Origin of the sequence: Stenotrophomonas sp. PAMC25021 (assembly GCF_004795795.1) — a bacterium.
GTDB lineage: Bacteria > Pseudomonadota > Gammaproteobacteria > Xanthomonadales > Xanthomonadaceae > Stenotrophomonas > Stenotrophomonas muris.
On sequence record NZ_CP039255.1, the window covers coordinates 2,689,119 to 2,709,162 of the forward strand.

Annotated in this window: 17 protein-coding genes; 13 read left to right on the forward strand and 4 right to left on the reverse strand. The window is 65.9% G+C overall.

Features of this window, described 5'->3' with window-relative positions; all coding sequences use genetic code 11:
- Nucleotides 1–124: 124 nt before the first annotated feature.
- The 3 genes from glpK to E5790_RS12680 all read right to left on the reverse strand — a co-directional run bounded on the left by glpK (nt 125) and on the right by E5790_RS12680 (nt 4,117).
- Nucleotides 125–1,624, reverse strand: a complete 1,500-nt coding sequence (gene glpK, locus E5790_RS12670; protein ID WP_014648505.1) for a glycerol kinase GlpK — start codon at nt 1,622–1,624, stop codon at nt 125–127.
- A 96-nt stretch (nt 1,625–1,720) separates the two neighbouring features.
- Nucleotides 1,721–3,235 carry a glycerol-3-phosphate dehydrogenase gene (glpD, locus tag E5790_RS12675; protein WP_136191757.1) on the reverse strand — a complete coding sequence of 505 codons (1,515 nt, stop codon included), beginning with the start codon at nt 3,233–3,235 and terminating at the stop codon, nt 1,721–1,723.
- A 246-nt stretch (nt 3,236–3,481) separates the two neighbouring features.
- Nucleotides 3,482–4,117 carry an OmpW family outer membrane protein gene (locus tag E5790_RS12680; protein WP_136191758.1) on the reverse strand — a complete coding sequence of 212 codons (636 nt, stop codon included), beginning with the start codon at nt 4,115–4,117 and terminating at the stop codon, nt 3,482–3,484.
- A gap of 186 nt (nt 4,118–4,303) precedes the next feature.
- On the opposite strand from E5790_RS12680, the gene E5790_RS12685 reads away from it, so the two are divergent.
- The 3 genes from E5790_RS12685 (at nt 4,304) to lpdA (ending at nt 8,621) form a co-directional block, all read left to right on the forward strand.
- Nucleotides 4,304–4,819 (forward strand): DNA-deoxyinosine glycosylase, encoded by a 516-nt coding sequence (locus E5790_RS12685; RefSeq protein WP_049440016.1) that lies wholly within the window; start codon nt 4,304–4,306, stop codon nt 4,817–4,819.
- Nucleotides 4,820–4,986: 167 nt separating this feature from the next.
- Nucleotides 4,987–6,711: a dihydrolipoyllysine-residue acetyltransferase gene (gene aceF, locus E5790_RS12690; protein ID WP_069117823.1), complete on the forward strand. Its 1,725-nt coding sequence runs from the start codon at nt 4,987–4,989 to the stop codon at nt 6,709–6,711.
- A 107-nt stretch (nt 6,712–6,818) separates the two neighbouring features.
- Entirely contained in the window at nt 6,819–8,621 is a 1,803-nt protein-coding gene (gene lpdA / locus E5790_RS12695) for a dihydrolipoyl dehydrogenase (RefSeq protein WP_111206402.1), read from the forward strand.
- A gap of 636 nt (nt 8,622–9,257) precedes the next feature.
- Here lpdA and E5790_RS12700 read toward each other — a convergent pair.
- Nucleotides 9,258–10,076 carry a hypothetical protein gene (locus E5790_RS12700; protein ID WP_046432636.1) on the reverse strand — a complete coding sequence of 273 codons (819 nt, stop codon included), beginning with the start codon at nt 10,074–10,076 and terminating at the stop codon, nt 9,258–9,260.
- 458 nt (nt 10,077–10,534) lie between these two features.
- Here E5790_RS12700 and E5790_RS12705 point away from each other — a divergent pair, with 458 nt between their 5' ends.
- From E5790_RS12705 to E5790_RS12750, 10 genes are all read left to right on the forward strand, one after another.
- Nucleotides 10,535–10,900: a hypothetical protein gene (locus E5790_RS12705; RefSeq protein ID WP_014648497.1), complete on the forward strand. Its 366-nt coding sequence runs from the start codon at nt 10,535–10,537 to the stop codon at nt 10,898–10,900.
- Nucleotides 10,901–10,931: 31 nt separating this feature from the next.
- Nucleotides 10,932–11,732: a F0F1 ATP synthase subunit A gene (atpB, locus tag E5790_RS12710; protein ID WP_014038569.1), complete on the forward strand. Its 801-nt coding sequence runs from the start codon at nt 10,932–10,934 to the stop codon at nt 11,730–11,732.
- A gap of 73 nt (nt 11,733–11,805) precedes the next feature.
- Nucleotides 11,806–12,111, forward strand: coding sequence for a F0F1 ATP synthase subunit C (gene atpE / locus E5790_RS12715; protein WP_005411133.1), 306 nt, complete (start codon nt 11,806–11,808; stop codon nt 12,109–12,111).
- A 106-nt stretch (nt 12,112–12,217) separates the two neighbouring features.
- Entirely contained in the window at nt 12,218–12,688 is a 471-nt protein-coding gene (locus E5790_RS12720) for a F0F1 ATP synthase subunit B (RefSeq protein WP_005419512.1), read from the forward strand.
- 2 nt (nt 12,689–12,690) lie between these two features.
- The gene (locus tag E5790_RS12725) at nt 12,691–13,218 is read left to right on the forward strand and encodes a F0F1 ATP synthase subunit delta (protein WP_032129048.1); all 528 of its coding nucleotides are present in this window, start codon (nt 12,691–12,693) and stop codon (nt 13,216–13,218) included.
- Nucleotides 13,219–13,262: 44 nt separating this feature from the next.
- A complete protein-coding gene (gene atpA, locus E5790_RS12730; protein WP_136191759.1) occupies nt 13,263–14,810 on the forward strand; it encodes a F0F1 ATP synthase subunit alpha in 1,548 nt (515 codons plus the stop codon).
- A 97-nt stretch (nt 14,811–14,907) separates the two neighbouring features.
- On the forward strand, nt 14,908–15,771 hold the full coding sequence (gene atpG, locus E5790_RS12735; RefSeq protein WP_014648494.1) for a F0F1 ATP synthase subunit gamma: 864 nt from the start codon (nt 14,908–14,910) through the stop codon (nt 15,769–15,771).
- Nucleotides 15,772–15,808: 37 nt separating this feature from the next.
- On the forward strand, nt 15,809–17,215 hold the full coding sequence (gene atpD, locus E5790_RS12740) for a F0F1 ATP synthase subunit beta (RefSeq protein WP_005419510.1): 1,407 nt from the start codon (nt 15,809–15,811) through the stop codon (nt 17,213–17,215).
- Nucleotides 17,216–17,328: 113 nt separating this feature from the next.
- Entirely contained in the window at nt 17,329–17,751 is a 423-nt protein-coding gene (locus tag E5790_RS12745; RefSeq protein ID WP_005419509.1) for a F0F1 ATP synthase subunit epsilon, read from the forward strand.
- 72 nt (nt 17,752–17,823) lie between these two features.
- On the forward strand, nt 17,824–20,037 hold the full coding sequence (locus tag E5790_RS12750) for a hypothetical protein (RefSeq protein ID WP_049440009.1): 2,214 nt from the start codon (nt 17,824–17,826) through the stop codon (nt 20,035–20,037).
- Nucleotides 20,038–20,044 lie beyond the last annotated feature (7 nt).

Genomic DNA, 20,044 nt, shown 5'->3' on the forward strand with positions numbered 1-20,044 from the left:
TTCGCCTGTAGAGCCGAGCCTATGCTCGGCTCTGCTTTTTGCGGTATCCCGCCAGCAGCAGCCGAGCATGGCTCGGCTCTACAGTGTCACTCCACGTGCCGCAGCAGGGCAGGGCATTGCCGTTTCAATCGACGTGGAAGGCGAGGGTCGCGGCCACCGCCTGCTGCCATCCCGCATACAGTTTCTCGCGCCGGGCCACCTCCATCCGTGGCTCGAAGCGCCGGTCCAGGCCCCATTGCGCGGCGATCTGTTCGCGGCTGTTCCAGAACCCCACTGCCAGGCCGGCCAGATAGGCCGCACCCAGCGCGGTGGTCTCGGTCAGTCGCGGCCGCAGCAGCGGCACACCGAGAATGTCGGCCTGGAAACCGGCCAGGAAGTCGTTGCCGATCGCACCGCCATCAGCGCGCAGCTCGGTCAGCGCGATACCCGCATCGGACTGCATCGCATCGAGTACATCGCGGGTCTGGTAGGCCATCGCTTCCAGCGCGGCGCGCACGAAGTGCGCCTTGCGGGTGCCACGGGTCAGGCCGAACATCGCACCGCGCACATCACTGCGCCAATAGGGCGCGCCGAGGCCGACGAACGCCGGCACCAGGTAGGCGCCGCCACTGTCGGGCACCTGCGCAGCCAGCGCCTGGCTGTCGCTGGCGCGTTCGATCATGCGTAGTCCATCGCGCAGCCACTGCACCACCGAGCCGGCGATGAAGATCGAACCCTCCAGCGCGTACTCCACGCGCCCGTCCAGGCCCCAGGCAATGGTGGTCAGCAGGCCGTTGCGCGACCGCACCGCCTGCGCGCCGGTGTGCATCAACATGAAGCAACCGGTGCCATAGGTGTTCTTGACCATGCCCGGCTGGAAACAAGCCTGGCCGAACAGCGCCGCCTGCTGGTCACCGGCGATGCCGGCGATGGGGATCGGGTGGTCGAAGAAGAACTGCGGCCGGGTGTGTGCGTACACCGCGCTGGAGTCGCGCACCTGCGGCAGCATCGCGCGCGGAATGTCGAGCAGGGCCAGCAGGTCGTCATCCCAGTCCAGCGTGTGGATGTTGAACAGCAGCGTGCGCGCCGCATTGCTGTAGTCAGTCACATGTGCCTGGCCACCGCTGAGGTTCCACACCAGCCAGCTGTCGATGGTGCCGAACAGCAGCTCACCACGTTCGGCGCGCTGCTGCGCACCATCCACGTGGTCGAGGATCCAGCGCACCTTGGTCGCGGAGAAATAGGCGTCGATCAGCAGCCCGGTCCGCTCGCGGATCAGTGCTTCATGCCCCTCCGATTTCAGCCGCTCGCAGATGGCGTGGCTCTGCCGCGATTGCCAGACGATGGCGTTGTGGATCGGCTGGCCGGTGGCACGGTCCCAGACCACGGTGGTTTCGCGCTGGTTGGTGATGCCCAGCGCGGCGATATGGCGTGGGTCGATCTGCCCGCGGCTGAGCAGTTCGGTCAATGTGGCATAGACGCTGGTAAGGATCTCGCGCGGGTCATGCTCGACCCAGCCGGGCTGCGGGAAGATCTGCGCGAACTCGCGCTGCGCGCTGCCGACGATATCGCCGGCGCGGTCGAACAGGATCGCGCGCGAGCTGGTGGTGCCCTGGTCGATGGCCAGCACGTAGCGGGGCGTCATGCAGCGTCTCCAATGGCGATGGGGAAATCCTAATGCATCGATCGCGTCGCGCGCGGCTGCCCTGGTAGCTGCCAACCTGGGTTGGCACACGTGGCATCACGGGGGGCAGAGCCCTTTCCGTGGGAAAGGGATCCGACCCTCCATCCACGCCTGCAGCCGTGCCACCTGCGCAGCATCCAGCCGCAACCCCAGCTTGCTCCGGCGCCACAGGATATCGTCGGTGTCACACGCCCACTCGCGTTCGCGCAGGAAGTCCACTTCGCGTGCATGCAGGCCACCGCCGAAGTCCTCGCCCAGATCGTGCAGGCCCTGTACACCCTGCAGCAGTTCCGCGCTGCGACTGCCATAGGCCCCGGCCCAGCGTCGCGCGATACCTGCGGGCAACCACGGTGCCAGCGCCAGCAGGCGCGAGCACGCCTGTGCGGCGTCGCCCCAGTCGCTGCCCGGCAGCGGGTCTCCGCGCGCCGTCCAGGCCGGTCCCATCTGTGGCAGGGCAGGGCGCAGCAGGTCCAGTGCCTCCTCGGCCAGCACCCGGTAGGTGGTCAGCTTGCCGCCCAGTACATGCAGCGCCGGTGCCGGGTCCACCTGCACCTGCAGGCGGTAGTCGCGGCTCAGCTGCGCTGCGCGCGGATCCGGGTCGGCCAGCAATGGACGGACACCGGCGAACGCCCAGACCACCTCGTCCGGGGCGATGGGGTCACGCAGGTAGCGATTGGCCGCTTCGCACAGGTAGGTCACCTCGGAAGGCAGCGCGCTGCAGCGCGCCGGGTCACCGCGATAGTCGGTATCGGTGGTGCCCGCCAGCAGGTGGTCGTGGGCGAAAGGCAGCAGGAACACCACCCGCCCGTCGGGCTGCTGCAGCAGGCAGGCGCTGTCATCGGGCCACGGCCTGCGCAGCACGATGTGGCTGCCCTGCACCAGGCGCAGCGCAGGGCCGCCGCTGCGCGCCTGCATCCGTTCCAGCAGGCCCCCGGCCCACGGGCCCGCCGCATTGACCACGGCGCGGACATTCACGGGGTGCCGCTGGCCATCGGCGGATTCCAGAACAGCCCGCCACCGGCCCTGCACGGGGTGCAGGTCGATGCAGCGGCTGCGCACCTGCACCTGTGCGCCCCGCTGCGCGGCATCCAGGGCGTTGAGCAGTACCAGCCACGCGTCATCGACCTGCGCATCGGCGTAGCTGAAGGCCTGCCGCAGCGCCGGGGAGAGCCACTGGCCGAGCGGATCGTGTTGCAGTTCCAGTGCGCGTGACGCGGGGAAGGCGGGGCTGCGCCGGCCCAGATGGTCGTACAGCCACAGCCCCGCGCGCAGCATCCAGCGCGGGCGCAGGTGCGGTTCCCACGGCAGGACGAAGCGCAGCGGATGGACCAGATGGGGCGCCTGCCGGCGCACCACCTCGCGTTCACCCAGCGCCTTGCGCACCAGCCCGAACTCGCCCTGCTCCAGGTAGCGCAGGCCGCCGTGGATCAGCTTGCTGCTGGCGCTGGAGGTGTGCGCGGCCAGGTCATGCTGTTCGCACAGCAGCACGCGCAGGCCGCGACCGCTGGCGTCACGGGCGATGCCGGCGCCATTGATGCCGCCACCGATCACCAGCAGGTCGACGTCGTCCATCGTGTCTCCGCGTCCTGTGTCTGTAGAGCCGAGCCGCGCCACCCTTGACCGTGGGCGCCATTGAACGTAACGCATCGCAATGCGCGCGGAGCCCGCCGCTCGACTCGGGATAGGGGGCTTGGCTCGACTCTACAAAAAAGCAGCCGAGCATGGGCTCGGCTCTACACGCGGAACGCGGGTGACGGAAACGACGACGGGCCCCGAAGGGCCCGTCGCGTTGCATCAGTGAAGCAGGTGCTGCCTGGATCAGAAGCGGGCGCCGATGCCGAAGCCGACGGTCCACGGATCCATCTTGGCTTCGCCGATCTTCTCGCCGCCGACCTTGATGTCCGGGCGGGCGCGCATGTAGCGGGCGTCAGCGCGGGCGAACCAGGTGGAGTTGATGTTCATGTCGACGCCGACGGTGCCGATCACGCCCTTGGCATCCTTGAAGCGGATGTCGGTGTCAGCACCGTTGCCCAGCTTCTCGTTGCTGAAGCTCGACTGGTAGTAGCCCACGCCCACGAACGGGCGGAACACGTTGTCAGCCTGCCCGAAGTGGTACTGGCCGCTCAGCGCGACCGGCTGCTGCTCGACCGAACCCAGGCGGGCGTTGTTCGGGCCCTTGAACTTGTTGTCGAACTTGTCGGCAGCGCCCCACAGCTCAACGGCCCAGTTGTCGTTGATGTAGTAGCTGAAGCTGACGGTCGGCGCCGGGCCACCGTCGGTCTTCTTCACGCCGGTGATCGGGTCGTTCTTCGGCTCCAGCAGCGAGATGCCGCCAACAACGGCAAAATGCTTGCCCGAAGCGGTATTGGTGGTGCTGCTGTCCTGGGCGAAAGCGGCCGGCGCGAAGGCGGCGGAGGTCAGCAGGGCGAGACTCAGGATACGGATGGAGCGCATGGGGGTATCTCCTAATGTTTCTTGTTTTGGGCCCCCGGTTGCGGGGCGAGCACACCGTAGTCGCCCAAACATGAATCGAATCCGACGCACGTTAAAAAATAGTTTTCCTTGTTCAGCGACGGGTGCGGAATGCCTTTATTCATGGCGTTTTCTGCTCTCGCCGACATTCATGCAGTTGGAGAAGATGTGAGCACGGCAACGTTGTGCATTGGCCTGCCAGCGCAGGTGAACGTGGGATGCCGGGTGCTGCTGCTGGGCTCGATGCCAGGCGTGGCATCCCTGCAGGAGCAGCGCTACTACGCGCATCCTCGCAACCGCTTCTGGCCGCTGATGGCCGATATCTGCGGTTTCGACGCGGATCTGCCCTATGCGCAACGGCTGCAGGCGTTGAAGGCCGCAGGCATCGGCCTGTGGGATGTGATCGGGCGCTGCGAGCGGCGCGGCAGCCTGGATGCGGACATCGTGCGTGGCACGGAAGTGGCCAATGCACTGCCGGAACTGATCGCCACGTTGCCTGAGCTGACGCTGATCGGCTGCAATGGCGGCGCGTCATTGCAGGCATTCCAGCGCTGGGTGTTGCCGCGGCTGGAGGCCCCGCCGAAGGTGGTCGCGCTGCCGTCGACCAGCCCTGCCAATGCGGCGTGGTCGTTGCCGCGCCTGCGCCAGGCCTGGCAGCCGGTGGCCGACGCGCGGGCGACATGAAGCGGACATCGCCTGGACAATACGCTACCGACTGGTCGCGCACCCGACCCATGGGCAACAGCCTGTCCCGGCTGCGTGCGTACTGAAAACACCTGTAACGGTTGGCGCTGGACCCCGCTGGCCGCACAATAGACGTTTCCCTACACCAGATTGCCGGAGTTATCCCCATGGCCGAAATCAAGGAAGCACTTGTCCCCGATATCGGTGACTACAGCGATATCCCGGTAATCGAGGTGCTTGTCGCCGTCGGCGACACGGTCAAGAAGGACCAGGGCCTGGTGACGCTGGAAAGCGACAAGGCGACCATGGAAGTGCCGTCCTCGGTGGCGGGCGTGGTCAAGGAGCTCAAGGTCAAAGTGGGCGACAGCCTGTCCGAAGGCAAGGTCGTGGCCCTGATCGAAGTGGCCGAAGGCGAAGCCGAAGCCGCCAAGCCGGCCGCTGCCGCACCGGCACCGGCACCGGCACCGGCCAAGGCCGCTGCCCCGGCTGCCGCCACCCAGAGCGCGCCGGCCGCAGCTGCGCCGGCCGCTCCGGCTGCCAGCGGTGGTGCGGTTGAAGCCCTGGTGCCGGACATCGGCGACTACGCCGGCATTCCGGTCATCGAAGTGCTGGTCGCCGTGGGCGATACGGTCAAGAAGGACCAGGGCCTGGTCACGCTGGAAAGCGACAAGGCCACCATGGAAGTGCCGTCGTCTGTGGCCGGTGTGGTCAAGGAGATCAAGGTCAAGGTGGGCGACAATCTGTCGCAAGGCGACGTGGTTGCCATCATCGAAGCCGAGGGCGCTGCCGCGCCGGCGCCGACCAAGGCCGCTGCTGCTGCCGCTCCGGCTGCCGCAGAGACCGCCACCAAGGTCGAGCCGGTCGCTGTGCCGGCGCAGCCGGACAAGCTGGCGGCCCGCGAGATCGCCTCGGCCGGTACCCCGTCCAGCCCGCCGGTGCAGTTCAATGCCGATGGCGTGCTGCCGGCCAAGGTGCCGTACGCCACCCCGGCGGTGCGCGTGTTCGCCCGCGAGCTGGGCGTGGACCTGCTGCAGATCAACGGCACCGAGAAGGGTGGCCGCATCACCAAGGGTGACGTACAGAAGTTCGTCAAGGCCGCGCTCAGCGGTGGCGTGCCGGCAGCTGCCGGTGGCGCCGTCGCTGCTGGTGGTGGCCTGAACCTGCTGCCGTGGCCGAAGGTCGACTTCAGCAAGTTCGGCGAGACCGAAGTCCAGCCGCTGTCGCGCATCAAGAAGATCTCCGGTGCGAACCTGGCCCGCAACTGGGCCATGATCCCGCACGTCACCCAGTTCGAGCAGGCCGACATCACCGACCTGGAAGGCCTGCGCGTGGCGTTGAACAAGGAGAACGAGAAGGCCGGCATCAAGCTGACCATGCTCGCCTTCCTGATCAAGGCCAGCGCCGCAGCGCTGAAGAAGTTCCCGGAATTCAACGCCTCGCTCGATGCCAGCGGTGAAAACCTGACCCTGAAGAAGTACTTCCACATCGGTTTCGCCGCCGACACGCCGAACGGCCTGGTCGTGCCGGTCATCCGCGACGTGGACAAGAAGGGTGTGGTGCAGATCGCGCAGGAAACCGGCGAACTGGCCAAGAAGGCACGCGACGGCAAGCTGGGCCCGGCGGACATGAGCGGCGGCTGCTTCTCGATCAGCTCGTTGGGCGGCATCGGCGGCACCGCGTTCACCCCGATCGTCAACGCACCGGAAGTGGCCATCCTCGGCGTCTCCAAGTCGTCCATCCAGCCGGTCTGGAACGGCAAGGAATTCGCACCGAAGCTGATGCTGCCGCTGTCGCTGAGCTACGACCACCGCGTCATCGACGGCGCACTGGCCGCACGCTTCACCACGTACCTGTCGCAGGTACTGGCCGACATGCGCCGCGTGCTGCTGTAAGGCACCGCTTCGCCCCCACCGTGCGGCCGCAGCCCCTGGCGCGGCCGCGTGAACAGATGCAGTGACAGCCCGCCGGCGCCGCCGGGCGGGCACGAGGAAAACCCACCATGGCCACGATTGAAGTCAAGGTTCCCGACATCGGCGATTACAGCGATGTGCCGGTGATCGAAGTGTTGGTCGCCGTCGGCGACACGGTGAAGAAGGATCAGGGTCTGGTGACCCTGGAGTCGGACAAGGCCACCCTGGAAGTGCCGTCCTCGGCCGCCGGCGTGGTCAAGGAAATCAAGGTCAAGCTGGGCGACACCCTGTCCGAAGGCGCCGTGGTCGTGGTGCTGGACACTGAAGGCGCCGCCGAAGCCCCGGCCAAGGCCGCCGCGCCGGCTCCGGCCGCCCCGGCCAGCAAGCCGCCGGTGACCCCGTCGCACCGCGCCCCGGCCGAACCGGCTGCGCCGAAGCCGGCGCTGTCCAGCGGCAAGCCGGCCGACATCGAATGCGAGATGGTCGTGCTGGGCTCCGGCCCGGGCGGCTACACCGCAGCCTTCCGCGCCGCCGACGTCGGCCTGGATACGGTGCTGGTCGAACGTTACGCCAGCCTCGGCGGCGTCTGCCTCAATGTCGGCTGCATCCCGTCCAAGGCGCTGCTGCATGCTGCTGCGGTCATCGACGAAGTGGCCCACGCCGGTGATTTCGGCGTCGAGTTCGGCAAGCCGACCATCACCCTGGACAAGCTGCGCGCGTACAAGGAAAAGGTCGTCAACCAGCTGACCAAGGGCCTGGCCGGGATGGCCAAGCAGCGCAAGGTCCGCAACGTGCAGGGCGTCGGCAAGTTTGTTTCGGCCAACGAGCTGGAGATCACCGCCGCTGATGGCAGCACCCAGCTGCTGCGCTTCCAGAAATGCATCATCGCCGCCGGTTCGCAGGCGGTGAAGCTGCCGAACTTCCCGTGGGACGACAAGCGCGTGATGGATTCCACCGATGCGCTGGAGCTGGCCGAAGTGCCGGGCTCGCTGCTGGTCGTCGGCGGCGGCATCATCGGCCTGGAAATGGCCACCGTGTACAGCGCGCTGGGCAGCAAGGTCACCGTGGTCGAGTTCATGGACCAGCTGATGCCCGGCGCCGACAAGGACCTGGTCAAGCCGCTGGCCGACCGCCTGAAGAGGCAGGGCATCGACGTGCACCTGAAGACCAAGGCCTCGGGCGTCACCGCCGATGCCAAGGGCATCACCGTGACCTTCGAAGCCGCCGAGGAAGGCCAGGCGCCTGCGCTGGCGCAGGGCACCTTCGACCGCGTGCTGGTGGCCGTGGGCCGCTCGCCGAACGGCAAGAAGATCGATGCCGAGAAGGCCGGCGTGCAGGTCACCGACCGCGGCTTCATCCCGGTCGATCGGCAGATGCGTACCAACGTGCCGCACATCTTTGCCATCGGCGACATCGTCGGCAACCCGATGCTGGCCCACAAGGCCACGCACGAGGGCAAGCTGGCCGCTGAAGTGGCAGCCGGCCACAAGAAGGAGTGGGTCGCCCGCGTGATTCCGTCGGTGGCCTACACCAACCCGGAAATCGCCTGGGTCGGCGTGACCGAGACCGAAGCCAAGGCCAAGGGCCTGAAGGTCGGCGTGGCCAAGTTCCCGTGGGCCGCCAGTGGCCGCGCGATCGGCATCGGTCGCACCGAGGGCTTCACCAAGCTGATCTTCGACGAAGAGACCCACCGCATCATCGGTGGCGCGATCGTCGGCGTGCATGCCGGCGACCTGCTGGCCGAGATCGGCCTGGCGATCGAGATGGGTGCGGAAGCGGAAGACATCGGCCACACCATCCATGCGCATCCGACGCTGAGCGAGTCGGTGGCGATGGCCTCGGAAATCTACGACGGCACGATCACCGATCTGTACATGCCGAAGAAGAAGTAAGGCGTCCGCGCCGTTCCGAACGAAAAGCCCTGGCATCTGCCGGGGCTTTTTTTCTTCGATCAGTGCTGCAGCAAAGGGTGGGGCCGCTGCGCGGGTGGCAGGCATTTCGACAAATGTCCCCCGTCGCCCGCCTGCGGCGGTCGCCTCCTCCTTTACTTTGTCGAAATGCCCGCCACCCGCGCAGCGGCTCGGCTTGCGGATAGTCGAGAGCCACAGCCTGGCCCGCCTGGATGCCTGACACGCGGGGGAAGAGGGGCTTGTGTGCGAAGTAAAGGAGGAGGTGACGGCCGTAGGCCGGCGCCGGGGGACATTCGCACGCAAGCCCCTCTTCCCCCAGCGCTCGACCACGCATGCGTCTACGGCAATTGCCACCCGTGCAGCGGCTCGGCTTGCAGATAGTCGAGAGCCAGTGCCTGGGCCGCCGGGATGCCTGACACGCGGAGGGAGCGGGGGTTGTGTGCGAAGTAAAGGAGGAGGCGTCGGCCGCAGGCCGGCGCCGGGGGACATTCGCACGCAAGCCCCTCTTCCCAGCGCTCGACCAGCCTGCTTTTCTGCTCGACGATGCAAAGAAAAAACGCGGCCCCGATGTTCCGGAGGCCGCGCCAGGAGAGAAGATGCCGTGGAAGGGGCAGGGGATCAGAACACGAAGCTGATACCGGCCACCGGGCCCTTGAATTCCTGCTTCAGGCCGACCGTGCCGTCGCTGCCCTTCTTGTCCACGTCCAGCTTGAACCAGTCGTAGCCGGCGAACACACCGAAGTTCTTGGTGAAGCGGTAATCGACGATCGCATTGGCGCGGCTCAGGTCGCCCTTGTAGTCATCGAAACTGCCCCAGCGCGTGTTCAGGTACTGGCCCTGCAGCGTGATCATCCAGCGCTCGGACGGAGTGAAGGTCATGCGCGCACCCACCACCGGTGCCACGCCATCGGCCTTCTCGTTGAGGAACTGGCCTTCATACACCGTGCCCAGGTCCGCGTAGCCCTTGGTGCTGACCTTGGCGTACTCGCCACCGATCTGCAGGCCCAGGTCGAAGGTGTCGGTATCGACGACCGAGTAGTCATAGACCAGGCTGGCCACCTGGTACTTCAGCTCGCCCTTCACGAAGCTGCCGGCCGGCACGCTCTCACCGCCGAAGGAAATGCCCTGGTCAAGCGTCTCGCGACGGTCCTTGTCGTACTTGAAGTAGTTGAACAGCAGGCGCTGACGGTTGCTGATGCGGAACATGCCGTCGATGCGCGGCTCCCATTCCTTGCCACCCAGCTTGAAGTCCTGGTCCAGGGAGATGTCCTGGCCGGCCACGGTGGTGCTGCCACGCAGCGTGTTGTCCGAATCGATGTTCATCGCACCCAGACGGATGGCGAAGCGGTCGTCGCCTTCGGCGGCGTGGGCGGCATTGGCGAACGAGGCGCCGGCAGCGAGCAGGGAAAGGGCGAGCAGGGTGGGTACGGGGCGCATCGAAGAGTCCTTGCAGTGGTTCATCAGAATGAAGACCACTGTGCCGGACGCCGCCGTCCACCATCCGTGAACGTATGGTCCACGGAGTGTGCACGGTTCAGCCCTGTCGCGACGACGCAAAAAGATGGCCCCGGAGACGGGCTTCGGGGCCATCGTGGGACCTGCGGGGCGGAGCGTCGACGAGGTTGCTGCAGGCAGGTCGAAAGATCGGACCGGCGCATCCAGCGAAAGTTCCGCGCCTGCGACCAAAGTTCAATACTGCGGTGCAGCATCACGCGGACGTCATTGTCCCCCGGGTGGCACGCAAAAATGTAACCGTTACCGCAACTTGCGGCTTCCAGGGATGAACAGGCAGCGGTTGTCTCGCAAATTGTCCCATTGCTATAATTTGGCGGCTCGATGAGGCCCCCCTGCTGTAGCCGCCTCAGCCCTCCACTTGCAACCACGCGGGACGTCCTGTGCTGAACTCCGTTGATGCGGGTCGGCGACTGATGCTGCGCGCCGCGGTCTACCCGCTGGCCGCGGTGGCTGTCCTGGCCCTGGCCTTCCTGCTGGTAGGTCCGAAGTATGCCCTCGGCGCGCTGGCGTCCGGTGTGGCCATTTCGGCCGGCGGCTGGGTTGCGGCACGGATGGCTCTGGGCGGTGGTGCGGTGGCCGCAGGATCGGCGATGGCTCGCCTGATCATTGCGATCGTGGCCAAGTGGGTCGTGGTTTTCGGCGTCCTGCTGGTGGGGTTCCTGGTCTTCAAGCTGCCTGCATTGGCGCTGTTGGCCGGTATCGCCGTCGGCTTGATGTTCCAGGTCCTGGCCATGGCCAGGCGTTGACAGAATTCAATTAACTGAAGGTTCCGGACACATGGCGGGCGAGGCTCTAACCCCTACCAGCTACATCCAGCATCACCTGCACAACCTGACCGCACCGGTCGGCAAGGGTGAGGGTATGTTCTGGCATATCCACGTCGATACCTTCCTCACCGCCGTCCTGATGGGCCTGGTGATCGTTGTCGCGTTCTGGCTGGGGACCCGCAAGGCCACCGCCGGCGTGCCGGGCAAGTGGCAGGCCTTCGTCGAGATCTGCCTGGAGTTCGTCGACCGCCAGGCCAAGGACACCTACCACGGCAAGAGCAAGCTGGTCACGCCGATCGCCATCACGATCTTCTTCTGGATCCTGTTGATGAATCTGCTGAAGATGATCCCGGCCGATTTCATCGCCAAGCCGCTGGAATGGGTGGGCGTGCACTACTGGAAGCCGGTGCCGACCGCTGACGTCAATGCCACCCTCGGCATGGCCATCAGCGTGTTCTTCCTGATGCTGTTCTTCGCGCTCAAGTCCAAGGGCCTGGTCGGCTTCGTCAAGGAATTCCTGACGGCGCCGTTCGGCAAGTGGATGATGCCGTTCAACCTGATCCTCAACATCGTCGAGTGGCTGAGTAAGCCGATCTCGCTGGCGATGCGACTGTTCGGCAACATGTTCGGCGGCGAAATCGTGTTCCTGCTGATCTGGGTGCTGGGTGGTGCCGGTTTCTTCGGCGCCATCGCGGGTGGTGTGTTCGGCCTCGGCTGGATGCTGTTCCACCTGCTGGTGATCCCGCTGCAGGCCTTCATCTTCATGATGCTGTCGATCGTGTACCTGAGCCTGTCGGAAGACGCTCACTGAGTTTCAAGCTTCAACGCGTTTCAACCTTCATCCGTTTCATCACCCTTAGCAACTTAAGTTCCTGGAGATAACCATGTACTTCGCCGTCCTGACCAACTTCGCGCAGATTCAGAGCTCCACCGCCCTTGCCGTCGGCATCATGATCGGCCTGGCCGCGCTGGGCGCCGGTCTGGGTCTGGCCATCATGGCTGGTAAGTTCCTGGAGTCGGCCGCGCGCCAGCCGGAACTGATCCCGGTCCTGCAGGTCCGCATGTTCATCACCGCCGGCCTGATCGACGCCGCGTTCATCATCTCGGTCGCCGTTGGCCTGCTGCTGGCCTTCGCCAACCCGCTGTCGGCTGCCTTTGCTGGCGCCGTCACCAAGGCTCTGGCCGGCTGATACAGCGGTTTGAGACGACCGGGTGCTGATGCACCCGGTTTCGGATGAAGGCCGGATGTGCCGCTTCGGCGGCACGTCCACCCCGAAACCAGCGATCGAGCTAACCATGAATATCAATTTCACCCTTCTTGCGCAGGCGCTGGCCTTCGCTGGTCTGATCTGGATCATCGCGACCAAGATCTGGCCGCCGCTGATGAACGCGATCGAAGAGCGCCAGCAGAAGATTGCTGAAGGCCTCGCTGCTGCCGACCGCAGCCAGAAAGATCTGGCCCAGGCGCAGGAGAAGGTCAACGAAGCGCTGAAGGAAGCCCGCACCAAGGCCAACGAGATCATCGATCAGGCCCACGCGCGTGCCAACCAGATCGTTGATGCAGCCCGTAACGAAGCGATCACCGAAGCCACCCGTCAGAAGGAACTGGCCCAGGCTGAAATCGACGCCGCCGCCAACCGTGCCCGTGAAGATCTGCGCAAGCAGGTGTCCGCGCTGGCCGTGACCGGTGCCGAAAAGCTGCTCAAGCGCGAAATCGACGCCAACGCCCACAAGGCGCTGCTCGACGAGCTGGCCTCGGAGATCTAAGGATGAGCCAGGCCCTCACGCTTGCCCGCCCGTACGCCCGCGCCGCGTTCGCGACCGCGCGCGACGAAGGTGCGTTCGCGCCGTGGTCGGACGCCCTGGCGTTCTCCGCCCACGTCGCCGCCGACCCGCGCGTGGCGGCCCTGCTCGCCAACCCGGAGCTGGGTCGTGACGACGCCGTCGCCCTGCTGGCGCCGGTCTCGCACGGCGAGACCTACTCGCGCTTCCTGGCCATCCTGGCCGAATCGCATCGTCTGCCGCTGCTGCCGGAAATCTCCGGCATGTTCGACGCCCTGCGCGCCGAAGCCGAGCACGTGGTCAAGGCCACGGTGACCTCGGCTTCCGAGCTGTCGGCCGGCGAGCTGGACGCGATCAAGGTTGCGCTGCGCAAGCGCTTCAACCGCGAGGTCGACGTGACCACCGCGGTCGATGCTTCGCTGATCGGCGGCGCCGTGATCGACGCCGGCGACGTGGTCATCGATGGTTCGCTGAAGGGCAAGCTGGCCCGTCTGCAGACCGCGCTCGCTAACTGAATTCATTTAACGTCCGGCCCCGCTGCCGGCACTAGGACTTGACGATGGCAACCACGCTCAACCCCTCCGAAATCAGCGAACTGATCAAGAACCGCATCGAGAAGGTCAAGCTGGCCGCGGAATCGCGCAACGAAGGCACCGTGACCAGCGTGTCCGACGGCATCGTGCGCATCTTCGGTCTGGCCGACGTGATGCAGGGCGAAATGATCGAACTGCCGAACAACACCTTCGCCCTGGCCCTGAACCTGGAGCGCGACTCGGTCGGCGCCGTGGTCCTGGGTGACTACGAGCACCTGCGCGAAGGCGACGTCGCCAAGACCACCGGCCGCATCCTGGAAGTGCCGGTCGGCCCGGAACTGCTGGGCCGCGTCGTGAACGCGCTGGGCGAGCCGATCGACGGCAAGGGCCCGCTGGGCACCGACCTGACCGCTCCGGTGGAGCGTGTTGCGCCGGGCGTGATCTGGCGCAAGTCGGTCGACCAGCCGGTGCAGACCGGTTACAAGTCGGTCGACTCGATGATCCCGATCGGCCGTGGCCAGCGCGAGCTGATCATCGGTGACCGCCAGACCGGCAAGACCGCCATGGCGATCGATGCGGTGATCAACCAGAAGGGCACCGGCATCAAGTGCGTGTACGTTGCGATCGGCCAGAAGGCGTCGACCATCGCCAACATCGTGCGCAAGCTGGAAGAGAACGGCGCGCTGGCCCACACCATCGTGGTGGCCGCGACCGCTTCCGAATCGGCTGCCATGCAGTACATCAGCGCCTACTCGGGCTGCACCATGGGTGAGTACTTCATGGACCGCGGCGAAGACGCGCTGATCGTGTACGACGATCTGTCCAAGCAGGCCGTTGCCTACCGCCAGATCTCGCTGCTGCTGAAGCGTCCGCCGGGCCGTGAAGCCTACCCGGGTGACGTGTTCTACCTGCACTCCCGTCTGCTCGAGCGCGCTGCCCGCGTGTCCGAGGAATACGTCGAGAAGTTCACCGAAGGCAAGGTCACTGGCAAGACCGGTTCGCTGACCGCGCTGCCGATCATCGAGACCCAGGCCGGCGACGTGTCCGCCTTCGTTCCGACCAACGTGATCTCGATCACCGACGGCCAGATCTTCCTGGAAACCGACCTGTTCAACGCCGGCATCCGCCCGGCCGTGAACGCCGGTATCTCGGTGTCGCGCGTCGGTGGCTCGGCCCAGACCAGGATCATCAAGAAGCTGTCGGGCGGCATCCGCATCTCGCTGGCCCAGTACCGTGAGCTGGCTGCGTTCGCGCAGTTCGCCTCGGACCTGGACGAAGCGACCCGCAAGCAGCTGGAGCGTGGCCAGCGCGTCACCGAGCTGATGAAGCAGAAGCAGTACGCGCCGATGTCGATCGCCAACCAGGCGCTGTCGATCTACGCCGTCAACGAGGGTTACCTCGACGACGTGCCGGTCAACAAGCTGCTGGCGTTCGAAGAAGGCCTGCACGCCCACTTCGCCAACACCCAGGGCGAGCTGATCAGCAAGGTCAACGCCACCGGCGGTTGGGACAACGACATCGAAGGTGCCTTCAAGAAGGGCATCGCCGAGTTCAAGACCACCGGCAGCTGGTAATCGCGGTCCTGTAGAGCGGAGCCGCTGGCTCCGCTGGACCAGATGACAAACGGTTGAACAACGCGGGGCATCAGCCCCGCGCCACGGGAAACAAGAGATGGCAAGCGGACGCGAAATCAAAACCAAGATCAAGAGCGTGCAGAACACCCGCAAGGTGACGCGCGCCCTGGAAATGGTCTCGGCCTCCAAGATCCGCAAGGCGCAGGATCGGATGAAGACCTCGCGTCCGTACGCGCAGGCGATGAAGCAGGTGATCGGTCATCTGGCCCAGGCCAGCACCGACTACCAGCATCCGTTCCTGGTCGAGCGCGAGCAGGTCAAGCGGGTCGGTTTCATCGTGATCTCCTCCGATCGCGGCCTGGCCGGCGGCCTGAACAACAACCTGTTCCGCAAGATGCTGGGCGAAGCCAAGGCATGGCAGGACAAGGGTGCCGAAGTGGACCTGGTGACCATCGGCCAGAAGGCTTCGACCTTCTTCCGCCGCGTGAAGGTCAACATGGTCGGCAGCGTGACCCACATCGGCGACGTGCCGAAGCTGGAATCGCTGATCGGTGTGATCAAGGTCATGCTCGACGCCTTCACCGAAGGCAGGATCGACCGCGTGTACCTGGTCTACAACCGCTTCGTGAACACCATGGTGCAGAAGGCCAGCTTCGATCAGCTGCTGCCGCTGCCGCCGGCTGAGAAGCAGGTCGCTCACCACGACTGGGACTACCTGTACGAACCCGATGCCGCGACCGTGCTCGAGCACGTGATGACGCGTTACATCGAGTCGCTGGTGTACCAGGCACTGCTGGAAAACGTCGCCTCCGAGCATGCGGCACGCATGGTTGCGATGAAGGCAGCGAGCGACAACGCCAACAAGCTGATCGGCACCCTGCAGCTCGTCTACAACAAGGCGCGCCAGGCAGCGATCACCCAGGAAATCTCCGAAATCGTCGGCGGCGCGGCAGCAGTCTGACCGCGTTCGTTCAAAGCACACATTAGAGGATGCAGCAATGAGTCAGGGCAAGATCGTTCAGATCATCGGCGCGGTCGTCGACGTCGAATTCCCGCGTGAATCGGTGCCGAAGGTGTACGACGCACTGAAGGTGGAAAACACCGAGATCACCCTCGAAGTCCAGCAGCAGCTGGGCGACGGCGTGGTGCGTACCATCGCCCTCGGTTCCACCGACGGCCTGAAGCGCAACCTGGTTGCCGTCAACACCGGCCGTGGCATCTCGGTGCCGGTCGGCGCCGGCACCCTGGGCCGCATCATGGACGTGCTTGGCCGTCCGATCGACGAAGCCGGCCCGGTCGCTGCCAGCGACAACTGGGAAATCCACCGCGCTGCGCCGTCGTATGAAGACCAGTCCCCGGCCACCGAGCTGCTGGAAACCGGCATCAAGGTCATCGACCTGATGTGCCCGTTCGCCAAGGGCGGCAAGGTCGGCCTGTTCGGCGGCGCCGGCGTCGGCAAGACCGTCAACATGATGGAACTGATCAACAACATCGCCAAGGCGCACAGCGGTCTGTCCGTGTTCGCCGGCGTGGGTGAGCGTACCCGTGAGGGCAACGACTTCTACCACGAAATGAAGGACTCCAACGTCCTGGACAAGGTGGCGATGGTGTACGGCCAGATGAACGAGCCGCCGGGCAACCGTCTGCGCGTCGCCTTGACCGGCCTGACCATGGCCGAGTACTTCCGCGACGAGAAGGACGAAAACGGCAAGGGTAAGGACGTCCTGCTGTTCGTCGACAACATCTACCGTTACACCCTGGCCGGTACCGAAGTGTCGGCACTGCTGGGCCGCATGCCGTCCGCCGTGGGTTACCAGCCGACCCTGGCCGAGGAAATGGGCGTCCTGCAGGAGCGCATCACCTCGACCAAGAACGGTTCGATCACCTCGATCCAGGCCGTCTACGTTCCCGCGGACGACCTGACCGACCCGTCGCCGGCGACCACCTTCGCCCACCTGGACTCGACCGTGACCCTGTCGCGTTCGATCGCCTCGCTGGGTATCTACCCGGCCGTCGATCCGCTGGACTCCACCAGCCGCCAGATGGATCCGCTGGTCATCGGCCACGAGCACTACGACACCGCCCAGCGCGTCCAGCAGACCCTGCAGAAGTACAAGGAACTGAAGGACATCATCGCCATCCTGGGCATGGACGAACTGTCCGAAGAAGACAAGCAGGCCGTGTCGCGCGCCCGCAAGATCGAGCGCTTCTTCAGCCAGCCGTTCCACGTGGCCGAAGTGTTCACCGGTTCGCCGGGCAAGTACGTGCCGCTGAAGGACACCATCCGTGGCTTCAAGGCCATCGTCGATGGCGAGTACGACCACCTGCCGGAGCAGGCGTTCTACATGGTCGGCGGCATCGAAGAAGCGGTCGAGAAGGCCAAGAAGATGGCCGAGAAGGCCTGATCCGGGACGGGCGGGAGCGATCCTGCCTGACCTGACGCCGGCGCCGGGCAACCGCCCGCGCCGGTGGACCCCCACGGCGGCATTGCGCCGCCGCGAACAGCGAAGAGATTTGCATGAGCACGATCCGTTGCGACATCGTCAGCGCCGAGCAGGAAATCTTCCGTGGCGAAGCGACCCTGGTCGTGGCCACCGGTGAGCTGGGCGAACTGGGCATCGCGCCCAAGCACGCGCCGCTGATCACCCGCCTGAAGCCGGGCAAGGTGGTGGTGACCACGCCGAACGGCGAGCAGCTGGATTTCGCCATTTCCGGCGGCATCCTGGAAGTGCAGCCGCAGGTGGTGACCGTGCTGGCCGACACCGCGATCCGCGCGCAGGACATCGACGAAGCCTCGGTCCGCAAGGCCAAGGAAGAAGCCGAGCGCATCCTGGCCAACCGCGGCGAAGCGATGGAAGTGGCTGAAGCCCAGCAGAAGCTGGCCGAAGCCGTCGTCCAGCTGCAGGCGCTGGAGCGCCTGCGCAAGAATCTCAAGCACTGAGGTTCGCGCGTCATCAAGCACAAGCGCCGGCTAGCTGCCGGCGTTTTTGTTTGTTCGCCACAGGAGCAGGGAATGCAGCACCACTCGACAGCGATTGAAGGCGGCAGCTGGCAGCGGCCGTGGCGCACACCGGCAGGCGTGTTCCTGATTGCGTGGATCGTTCTGTGCCTGCCATGGCTCAGTGGCATCAAGACCATTCCCTTTGATGCCGTGCAGCAGTTCTTCCCGGCGGTCAGTTTCAGTGCCGAGCAGTTGCGTCACCTGCAGGCCCCCTGGTGGAATCCGTATCTCTACGGTGGCTACCCGCAGGTGGCCGATCCGCAGATGATGACGCTGCAGCCGACGATGCTGCTGCCGATGCTGCTGGCGCCGGGCTCCCTGCACCTGTTCACGGTGGTGGTGCTGCTGCATGTGCTGGCAGGCGGCCTGGGTGCACTGCGGTTGAGCCGCGTGCAGGGCATGCCGCCGCCGGCGCAGCTGCTGTTCGCGCTCACGCTGATGTTTGGTGGCGTGGCCGCGTCGCGCCTGCAGCACACGCCGATGATCATCAGCTACTGCCTGCTGCCCTGGCTGTGGCTGGGCCTGGAGCAGGTCCGTCGGCGGGGACGGATGCGCGACATCCTGCTGGCCGGTGTGGCCGGCGGGATGTGTGCGCTTCAACTGACCCAGGTCACCTATTTCATCATCCTCGCGTGCGTGATCTACGCCGTGGCTGCTGTCGTGCTGGCACAGGGGCAGCGCATGCGCCTGCTGTGGCAGCTGGGCGTGGTGGCCATTCTCGCCGGTGGTGTCAGTGCGCCGCAGTGGCTGTCCACGCTGGCCTGGCTGGACCAGACCAATCGCAATGGCCTGACGCTGGAAGCCGCGCTGCCGGGTGCCATCCACTGGCAGACACTGGTGACACTGCTGTCGGGCAACGTGTTCTCGCAGGGGCGCGGCGACAGCTGGGCCTTCGGTGATATCAGCGCCGATTACCTCTATGTGGGGGCAGTGCCGCTGGCGCTGTGGCTGCTCTGGGGCGGTGAGGTGCTGCGGCGCAAGCCGGCGGCGACGCGCGTCGCGCTGTGTGCGCTGACGCTGGCGATCATGGTCGCGGTGGGTGGCGCCACGCCGCTGTTCCCCTGGTTGTTCGGCTGGCTTCCGGGGCTGGACCTGTTCCGGCGCCCGTCCGATGCGCTGTTCCTTACCGTGCCTGCGGCGGCGTGGCTGGGTGCCAGTGCCCTGCAGGTTGCCCTGCAGCGGCAGCCATTGCGATTGCATCGGGTGTCCGTGGCGGTCGTCGCAGTGCTGGGCGCGTGCGCTGCGTGGCTGGCGATCGATCATGGTCATCCGCTCGCTTTCGCCTGGCTTGCGGTCAGCGCCGCGCTGGGCGTAGCCGCGGTGTGGGTGCTGCGCCGCCACCAGTCACCTGCGCGCTGGGTGCTGGCGCTGGTGCTGTTGGACCTGCTGCTGTTCAACGTCGGCACCAGGTTCAACGCGGGCAGCGGCACAAAGTCGGTGCTCACCGCCGATCGTGCGGGTCCTGCGCAGCGCGCCTATGCGCTGCTGGCGGCAGAGCGGCATATCGGCATACCCGAGCGCGCGGTGGTCTTCGGCATCGGCGGACTCACCAACGGCGCGGCGGTGCATGCCATTGCGCTGGCAAACGGCTACAACCCGCTGCTGGCAAGCGACTATCTGCAGATGACCGGGATGCCGGGCGAGCCGGTGGATACCTTCCAGCAGAAGGTCCCCACTGCCTGGATGCCAGACACCGCTGCTCCCCTGTACGACCTGCTGGGCGTGCGTTGGCTGCTGGCCCAGGAGCCGTTCCCGGGCTCCAGCGCGCAGGGCGACCAGGTGGAACTTGCGCGGCGTGACAGCGTGCTGCCACGGGTGCTGAATCCGCGGCAGGTGCGCCGCCATGAGGAGCGTCTACCGCCTGCGCCGCTGTTCAACCAGACCGATTTCAACCGGCAGCTATGGCTGCCGGCAGCCGCCAGCAGCCACTGTGCCGAACAGGATGCCGGCGAGGCCACGGTACAGGTGCTGCGCTACCAGCCGGGACGCATCGAGCTGACGGTGGTGGCCGACCATGCAGCATGGGTGGTGATCAACGAAACCACCGGTCGTGGCTGGCAGGCGCAGCTCGAGGATGGCCAGGTACTGCCGCTGCTGCGCGGCAATGGCCTCTTCCATGCGTTGTGCGTGCCGGCCGGGCAGCATCAGGTGCGGTTGCGCTACAGCGCGCTGCAGCTGTGGCGTGAGGGACTGGGAGCGCGCCTGCGCCGTGACGGTGATCGCTGACCGCTGA

Coding starts and splice junctions, on each gene's coding strand:
- E5790_RS12745 (WP_005419509.1), top strand. CDS start 17,329: ATGAGCACGATCCGTTGCGACATCGTCAGCGCCGAGCAGGAAATCTTC.
- E5790_RS12750 (WP_049440009.1), top strand. CDS start 17,824: ATGCAGCACCACTCGACAGCGATTGAAGGCGGCAGCTGGCAGCGGCCG.
- lpdA (WP_111206402.1), top strand. CDS start 6,819: ATGGCCACGATTGAAGTCAAGGTTCCCGACATCGGCGATTACAGCGAT.
- aceF (WP_069117823.1), top strand. CDS start 4,987: ATGGCCGAAATCAAGGAAGCACTTGTCCCCGATATCGGTGACTACAGC.
- atpA (WP_136191759.1), top strand. CDS start 13,263: ATGGCAACCACGCTCAACCCCTCCGAAATCAGCGAACTGATCAAGAAC.
- atpB (WP_014038569.1), top strand. CDS start 10,932: ATGGCGGGCGAGGCTCTAACCCCTACCAGCTACATCCAGCATCACCTG.
- E5790_RS12720 (WP_005419512.1), top strand. CDS start 12,218: ATGAATATCAATTTCACCCTTCTTGCGCAGGCGCTGGCCTTCGCTGGT.
- glpK (WP_014648505.1), bottom strand. CDS start 1,624: ATGACGCCCCGCTACGTGCTGGCCATCGACCAGGGCACCACCAGCTCG.
- atpG (WP_014648494.1), top strand. CDS start 14,908: ATGGCAAGCGGACGCGAAATCAAAACCAAGATCAAGAGCGTGCAGAAC.
- E5790_RS12700 (WP_046432636.1), bottom strand. CDS start 10,076: ATGCGCCCCGTACCCACCCTGCTCGCCCTTTCCCTGCTCGCTGCCGGC.
- atpD (WP_005419510.1), top strand. CDS start 15,809: ATGAGTCAGGGCAAGATCGTTCAGATCATCGGCGCGGTCGTCGACGTC.
- atpE (WP_005411133.1), top strand. CDS start 11,806: ATGTACTTCGCCGTCCTGACCAACTTCGCGCAGATTCAGAGCTCCACC.
- E5790_RS12680 (WP_136191758.1), bottom strand. CDS start 4,117: ATGCGCTCCATCCGTATCCTGAGTCTCGCCCTGCTGACCTCCGCCGCC.
- E5790_RS12725 (WP_032129048.1), top strand. CDS start 12,691: ATGAGCCAGGCCCTCACGCTTGCCCGCCCGTACGCCCGCGCCGCGTTC.
- glpD (WP_136191757.1), bottom strand. CDS start 3,235: ATGGACGACGTCGACCTGCTGGTGATCGGTGGCGGCATCAATGGCGCC.